Raw genomic sequence first — 7828 nt, forward strand, 5'->3', positions numbered from 1 at the left:
TTCATATAGAAAGGGCTTCATTTAATTCCTTTGTGTCACAAATATAAATAATCCATTCTAACAATCAAATTTATTTTATCTTCATTTTACGAAAGCCTTTTTATTAGTTGAAGGTTTTCTGTTTTATTCAATTTTCTTTCCAATTCTGCTCCGGTTTATGCGTCCGCTCATCTTGTAAACGGACTTCCATATCCGCCAGACTTTCCCTACGATGTATTCTTCGGGAACCAGTCCCCAGTAGCGAGAGTCGTTCGATCCTATGGCGTTATCTCCGGCCATAAAGTAGTAATTCTTTAGGAAAGAGTATTCGGTTATTACAGAATCGTTCAGTAAAAAGGCAGAACCTTGCTCATATAGTTTTTTTCGTTGTTCCCATTCTATGTAGTTCTTATATAACGCATATTCCTTATGCGATAACCTAACCGTCTTTCCTTTTTCAGGAATATATAGCGGACCGAAATTCTTTAATGTCCAGCACAACGCGGAATCCTGAGGAAAAGTTTTCATGCTCACTCCGTTTATTTTTAGAAGAAGCGAATCGTTCAGTATCCTTTTCAGTTCCAACTGCTTCTTCCGGTTTCCCGAAACACCGTCATATCCGGCTATATTATAGAAACCGTCTTTTATATATAGCGAATCACCTGGCAGAGCGATACATCGCTTAATGTAATACAGTAAGACGTCGAATCCTATACTGTCTTTCTTTTCAGGATACGGGAAGTTAAACACTACGATATCGTTCCGTTTAATCGTTGTTGTTCCCGGCAGGTGGTGTATTTTCAAAGGGTGATGGTCTATCGCGTCGTTTATATTAAAGACGCGGGAACCATATTGCCATTTCAATACTAACACATTATCTCCGGGAATCAGGGTAGGCTCCATTGAGGAACTGGGAATGGAAAACGAGGCAAACAGAAAAATAATTCCAATGAAGTACAGGGCAATGCCAATCAGCGCGATGATGGAAATTCGGTATAACCATTCTATACAGTGTTGGAACTTTATTTTCATGGCGTTTGCTATTTTATTTATTGGAGGGAGGCTGATTTCTACCGGAATAGCATGCTTTTACTTAGCTTCTCCCTTTACTGTAACTTCAACGGGAGCGTTATCCGCATTGCAATATACCGTTATATCTCGTTCGAATACTTCGGGATGTTCAGCTTTAAAGGTTATTTCTACTTCTAAGCTCTCGTTTGGTGGGACAGGTTCTTTTTTGTAACTTACCGTAGTACAATCACAAGATGTAATGATATCTTTTATTACGAGCGATTCGTTCCCCGTATTCTTTATGATGAATTTTGCCTTTTGTTCCTCTTTCCATGGAAATATTCCAAAATCAATAGATGGTTTATCCAATAGTATGGTAGTAGAAAGAATTTCTTCTTTCTGACTTGGGGCTTTTCCGGTAATGATATTGAGATAGAGCCTTTTAATTTCCGGATTCTGGATAGGATCTCCTATTGCGATTACACGATTGGTGCTGTCAAGCAGAAAAGTTCTATATTCAGGTTCGTCGCGAAGTTTATTCAATTCCTTTAACTCTGCATGTTTGTCAATATAAATTGGATAATCATATTGTTCTTTTCTTGCTTTTATCTCTACAGATGCAATATCATTTGACATGACATATATTAAAATAGGTGTGGAATCCATTTCTTTAATTAAGTTTTTCCACTCATAAAGATGTAAGTTACATGATACACATTCTTCGGGATCGATGCATTTTAGTATTTTATACGGCTTATTTTTATTGAAGCTTTTATTGGAGATGCTAAAGATAAAAGTTTGATTTGGGAATTTTATTTCTTTCCCAATCCATTGCCGGACAATACGTTCTCTTTTCGGTTGTTTACTACAATTATTTAGGCAAAATAAAATTAGAAAGCAGATAACTATTTCTTTTATTCTTACTTGCATATTTTATTTAGGTCTATTTTGATTATATCGAATTCCGGATTAACGGCGACAGCATAGAGCATATCGTCTTTTGCGCATGCGGCAATCCGCAATAATGGGAAATCAAAATTGATTATCTTGACAGGATTTAAATCGTAATCGCAAATGTACAGGGAACGAGGTATATATTTTGGATTCGATGGAGTTGGATCTTTTCCTTCGACCGGAATATCATGGAAAAGCCTGATAACGTAGTTTTCTGACAATGCAAGGTCGGAGTCTCCTTCTTTTGCTCCCTTTTTAAATTTCAGCTGATGGTCTGTTATATTGTATTCTGCCTTTTCTTTTTGTTCCAACAGTTTGGTCAGTTGGTGATTGGAATATTTGTACAGACATATATAAGGAGTCTTATGAGCGGAATAAGCTAAAATTTTTCGTTTGTCATTATAGGTCATATTCCCTTGGAAAACACTGTATCTGCTATCCATGTCTAAGTCTAAGTCCAAGTCGATGCAATGGTTACCGACGGAGTCCATTCCCTCTTCGCTTTCAATGACAAAGGGATGTTGAAGTCTCGGGCAGAAATGGATATTGGTGTTTTTTTCTACACTGACAAACTTGGTTCTTTCCCGATACAGATTATTTTTTGATTGTGAAAATGTTGTACCAACGATTTTTCCTTTGTTCAGCGGATCGAGATGTATGACACATTCCTTGGGTTCGTTTAAATCGGAAACGAGAATATCATTATTATATAGTAGATTGACATCAGGAGTCGGAAAATCTTCCGGTCCGTCTCCTATTTTTCCAAATGAAGAAATTTCCTCTCCCGTAGAAGGATTCATGATATGTACGATATTTTCCGTGCACATAGGGTCTTCCCATTCTATGTAATCTCCTTGGTAGTGCATATATCCGGGCAATCTTGTCATAAGCCCTTTGGTAACTACGGAAAAGTCTACGTCTTTGACTCTTTCTACTTCATTGTTGTTTTTACATGCTACAAATAGAAAAACAGAGAGTAATGTTATCAAATATGTTTTCATGATCTTTAAATTAAAAAGCTTGAAAAAATAAATTTGTTTTGCCTTTTATGTGTATCGTTTCAATAAAAGGGCATTTTGAGAATTAAGTTAGGTTTTGATGCCATCCTCGTTTATTAAGATTACGGGAGCAAATCTTGTTTGTTGTGGTGAGCAATCGAGATTTCGTTCCTTTTTATGTATATATGATATACATTTCTCTTTTGCAATTATAATAAAAGAAAATCCATAGACCAAATCATTTTGATATTTTTTTGCTAAATAATTTCTTAACGTACAATTTGTTTTATAATATCCCATCCAAATCCAAGTAGCCGAATTGGATATCATCATCAAAGCTGAATATCAATCGGTGGTTCTGTTCATCTGCGGCAACAGCGCCGATTTGATAGCCCACGTCGAGCGTTTTGATATACTCTCCGTTAAGGGAATAGATAATGACTTGTGTAGGGTACATTTGTTCGGACTGTCTGTTTCCGCTGTATAAAGCAAGAATTTTCCCATTATAAAATAAGGTTGTTTTATAATGATCTATATCATCTGCTTGCTTTTTCCAGTTGGGGCCATATACATTACAAATCAGTTTTTCATTGAAGTCCAATATGGACATAATGTCAAAGCGATTGCTACATACGACAATCCTTTTGTATTTCTCCGAAGCAGAGACACGAGCCCTTTTGGGATTCATATCCGGCCCATCGTATTTTATAACTTTTAAGTCTCCTGTAATCATATTATATTTTCCAAGTCTCACTTCCCAGATTACTGGTTTTGATGAGACTTTATTGGCTGCTTGACAGTATGATAAGGTATCATTCACGTAGTTAATTTCCAACGGACAGGAACCGGAATTGATTTTCTGTTTAATGTCCGGTTGATAATTCGGATTGTCTGTCACACTGTCTATGTTAAACGAATAGATATTTTGGCTTCCGGTATCTATCGCGTATAATTCTTTCTTTTCATTATTCCAAAACAGATCCATCAACATGGATATTTCTTTCGGTCCTTGTCCCAAATCTCCTGTACGTCCAAGGAGTTTAAACGTTTTTGCGTCGAAAACATTAATCAGTTTATCGATAGCTCTGGGATCTTTGATAATCAAATAATTATCAAATATGTATGGATAGCCGTTTTTGCCAATTAAGACATCTTCAATAGGTATCCCCTTTATTTTATCTTTTACATAAACTATTTTGTTCCTTTTGGATAAATGGCGGTCTACCTGACCTTGCTGATTAGTGCAAGTGTAAACCATGCAACAAAGAACCGCAATAAAAAGATTAGTAATGTATTTCATAATACAATATTTTGGAGGCATCTTTTTTTACTTTAGTTCGCATTTTACTAAGATAGGATTGGATTGTTCTGTAATCTGATTATCTGCTATAACTTTTAGAAGTGACTCATTGTCTTTCGTGATTTCAGTGAACTGATCGGGAGTAATAAGATAATACAGATATTTATTATTCATCGCGTAATTTGTATTATCCGGATTCAGTTCCATATCTGTCAGTTTATTTAAATCATCTGAAATAATGCAGCCCGACTGACTTTGTGCAGCATCGGTATTATAGAAGTTGAAAAAGGTTTTTCCTTTATAAAGGTATGAAAGTATTAAATAAGTATCGTTCGATACAAAGTTTTGAGCATAGAATACATAGTCGTATTTTTCTGCTTCCATGTTAAATTCCATTATATCGGCAAACGATTTCTCATAGAAAGATTTTGGCACAGTCTGCTTTCCAAAATCATAATGGAATTTTGCCATGGCGTTATTGCGGACATTATATATAGTATCGACAGGACATGAGAAATATAGTAAATTATCTCTTTGCATCGAGAAATTGTTTTTCTCCAAAATGTAATAATATTTGGCCAGATGTTCATCGAACGGAAGTATCTGTTTTTCTATCTTTTGGTCTTTCAGACTATAATGTATCACTGTCGATTTCCGTTCAGCCGCCCACACGTTTTGCTTGAAATAATAGTTCTGTTCATCTATCTTATAGAAAGAGAAAGCCTTGAAAGGAATAGGAGTAGAGCGGACAAATTCACCTTTTTCATTATAAATACATATCTTGCCACCATTCGAATCCAATATTTCAATATAGTGAGTCTTCGTGTCAATCAGTGCGTCTTCTATGGATACATAGTTGTCCGGAGCATTTCCCACTTTACTGATAGTAGTCAAATATTTGCCGGAATTCAAATCAAATGTCATCAGTGATTTATTAGCTATTATTGTCAGTTTGTTACCAAATATTCTGAACCTTTCAATTCTTCCAATTAATGATGAGTCATTCGTTTCCAGTGGAAGATACGAGACGCTGTTGCTATATTCCGAAAGAAATATCTTGCTCCCGTCCGTAGTTGTTACGTTGATATTCGTTATAGTATCAGTTTGCTGTTTCGGGGAACAGGAGAGCAGTAAGGATGCTATTCCAAATGCTGTAAATAATTTTACTTTCATATTTTGTGCTTTTGAAATGCGCAGAGAGCATTTTTCCTTTCTTAAAGGTTACGGGAGCGGATCTTGTTGTTGTGATAAGCAATCAAGAGTTCGTTCCTTTTTATGTATAATAATTATACTTTTTTCTTTTGCGATTATAATAAAAGACAATCAATAGACCAAATTATTTTGATATTTTTTATTCGTAAATTTCAAAAAGGTTTATCAGCGTTAAGAGATGTAATTTCATGGTATAAACATTTGTTTTATTGGTGTAACACTTCAATATATCATTAGTGATAACACGATGATCCATATATCATCATTCAAAAAATAAACTCCCTTATATGGTAAGGAATGATAGTTGCATATTTGATACATTTGCCATTCCGATTGTTCTCAGAATACATTTATAAGCAAAATTGTCCAAGTCATCTGATGATTTTACTAACTTGCAAGGAATGCGTTAACCATGATAAAGAGGAGTTTGCATACCGATGCGTATGAAGATGAAAACTGATCCGTATGAGTTGCCCGGTTCATGCGTATGAGTTGTTCGGTTCATGCGCATGAGTTACTCGGTTCATGCGTATCATTTTGGGAGTTTATACTGATGACTTTGAATAAGTAATCAGAAGGCAGATAATTATTTCTTTTATTCTCCTATTCCTGAATAATAGAACAAATATTCTCTTTATTATTTGGCATGATAATGTTATAATGAATACCGGTAGAGAGATAGTAATCTTATTCTTTTCATAAATTAAATTCAACTATGTGAAATTCCGGGTTGTTGCTAATTCCATATAGTTTATTTGTTTTTTTATTAATACAAAAAGTGAAGATAGAACAATCCAAATTATATACAGTCAGAGGCTTACCTTTCCATGAAAACGTCATAAGTTTAGGAGTTATATTTGGATTTGTTTCATCATAAGGGGTATCTTGGAAGAGAGCCATAATTTTGTCTCCCCAATCTATTGGAGAGAAATAGGTGTCAAAGTTCCCTTTTTCAGCCAAAGCTTTACTTATAGTTCCATCATTATGTTCTTTGAAATGAGGAAGATAATGTTTTGGTCCATGAAGACGCTTCTGTAAATTTCCATTTATATCGTATATTTCGATTAAATCGGTTACGTTATAGAATAAAGCGATTTTATCAATCCCGTTTGATAACAAACTTGTACTATAAGCTTCCCTTTTCTCAACGTTTGTCATAGCGTATGGAGCATATGGATAAGCAATGAATTCCTTAATATTTTTTCCATTCTTATCAAACAAAGTAAACCGATTACTCTTTATATAATTATTCCCGATATAGTGATTGGATATTTTTTGCAATCCAAAGAATATCCGAGTATCTAATTTCACTTTGTTCAATGGTGTAGGATTAGGATCATTAATAAAATCTAACCATGCATATTCGAAGACTGTAGATGTCCCAACGTCATAGATTAACAATAGGGAGTCATTGCTATTCATGAATTTGGGGATAAGCATATCGTCTGGACCTTGTCCATGAGTAATTTTTTCTCCAACCATCTTTTTTGTCCTCAAATTATACAAGTTAACAAGTTTCTCTCTGTTGTATTCGATAGTTAGTAATATAGAATCATGCGTAAGAATTAAAGAAGGCCTCATTATTATACTGTCAAATTCTAATGTAGTCCCTTTCAAATCTTTTGTCTCTTTAAAGTCGGAAAAATCAAAAGTCTTTGCATCTTTGAATGTTTTGATATGCGAACATGAGCAAATACAGGTGAATGCAATTAATGCAACAATAGAAAATATCTTTTTTTTCATTTTGAAATTAGATTAAAAGACTTTTAACAGAAAAAGATCTTGTAGTTATTTAGTCATCTCAATTACTTAGGTCTTGTTTCGGTTTTGATGCCATCCTCGTTTCTTAAGATTACGGGAGCAAATCTTGTTGTTGTGGTGAGCAATCGAGATTTCGTTCCTTTTTATGTATATATGATATATACATTTCTCTTTTGCAATTATAATAAAAGAAAATCCATAGACCAAATCATTTTGATATTATTTATTCGCAAATTACAAAAAGGTTTATCAGCGTTAAGAGATGTAATTTCATGGTATAAACATTTGTTTTATTGGTGTAACACTTCAATATATCATTAGCGGTAATACGATTTGCGCCCCCCTGCTCATCGCTTTTATCCTTCCTTTGCGCGTCTTTTCAATGCCGCGATCGTCAGTTCGCGTATTTTCTTTTGCTTCTCCGGGCACGTTCCCGAAATCTTTTTCGTCTCTAGCATATTGAGAATCAGCGTATTGTTATTGTAAGATGGAAATAAGTTAAAAAAAAGCATAAAAAGATTTGCGTGTTATTTAAAGTTGTTCTACCTTTGTACCCGCTTTCCGCAAGGGAGCGCATCGATCTTTGAAAGAATGACAAACAGACAAAGCAGTA

At 34.6% G+C, this 7828-nt stretch carries 6 protein-coding genes; all 6 read right to left on the reverse strand.

Annotation, left to right across the window (positions count from 1 at the left end; genetic code table 11):
• Positions 1–123: 123 nt before the first annotated feature.
• Positions 124–1011, reverse strand: coding sequence for a signal peptidase I (gene lepB / locus LO761_RS11450; protein ID WP_272818416.1), 888 nt, complete (start codon positions 1009–1011; stop codon positions 124–126).
• Between the two features lie 57 nt (positions 1012–1068).
• Positions 1069–1626: a DUF1573 domain-containing protein gene (locus LO761_RS11455; RefSeq protein ID WP_272818417.1), complete on the reverse strand. Its 558-nt coding sequence runs from the start codon at positions 1624–1626 to the stop codon at positions 1069–1071.
• A 284-nt stretch (positions 1627–1910) separates the two neighbouring features.
• Positions 1911–2945 carry a hypothetical protein gene (locus LO761_RS11460; protein WP_272818418.1) on the reverse strand — a complete coding sequence of 345 codons (1035 nt, stop codon included), beginning with the start codon at positions 2943–2945 and terminating at the stop codon, positions 1911–1913.
• Between the two features lie 283 nt (positions 2946–3228).
• Positions 3229–4242 (reverse strand): hypothetical protein, encoded by a 1014-nt coding sequence (locus LO761_RS11465; RefSeq protein ID WP_272818419.1) that lies wholly within the window; start codon positions 4240–4242, stop codon positions 3229–3231.
• 27 nt (positions 4243–4269) lie between these two features.
• On the reverse strand, positions 4270–5415 hold the full coding sequence (locus tag LO761_RS11470) for a 6-bladed beta-propeller (RefSeq protein ID WP_272818420.1): 1146 nt from the start codon (positions 5413–5415) through the stop codon (positions 4270–4272).
• A 735-nt stretch (positions 5416–6150) separates the two neighbouring features.
• Positions 6151–7197, reverse strand: coding sequence for a BF3164 family lipoprotein (locus LO761_RS11475; RefSeq protein WP_272818421.1), 1047 nt, complete (start codon positions 7195–7197; stop codon positions 6151–6153).
• Positions 7198–7828 lie beyond the last annotated feature (631 nt).

The organism is Phocaeicola oris (assembly GCF_021295095.1).
GTDB lineage: Bacteria > Bacteroidota > Bacteroidia > Bacteroidales > Bacteroidaceae > Phocaeicola > Phocaeicola oris.

Coding starts and splice junctions, on each gene's coding strand:
- lepB (WP_272818416.1), bottom strand. CDS start 1,011: ATGAAAATAAAGTTCCAACACTGTATAGAATGGTTATACCGAATTTCC.
- LO761_RS11455 (WP_272818417.1), bottom strand. CDS start 1,626: ATGTCAAATGATATTGCATCTGTAGAGATAAAAGCAAGAAAAGAACAA.
- LO761_RS11460 (WP_272818418.1), bottom strand. CDS start 2,945: ATGAAAACATATTTGATAACATTACTCTCTGTTTTTCTATTTGTAGCA.
- LO761_RS11465 (WP_272818419.1), bottom strand. CDS start 4,242: ATGAAATACATTACTAATCTTTTTATTGCGGTTCTTTGTTGCATGGTT.
- LO761_RS11470 (WP_272818420.1), bottom strand. CDS start 5,415: ATGAAAGTAAAATTATTTACAGCATTTGGAATAGCATCCTTACTGCTC.
- LO761_RS11475 (WP_272818421.1), bottom strand. CDS start 7,197: ATGAAAAAAAAGATATTTTCTATTGTTGCATTAATTGCATTCACCTGT.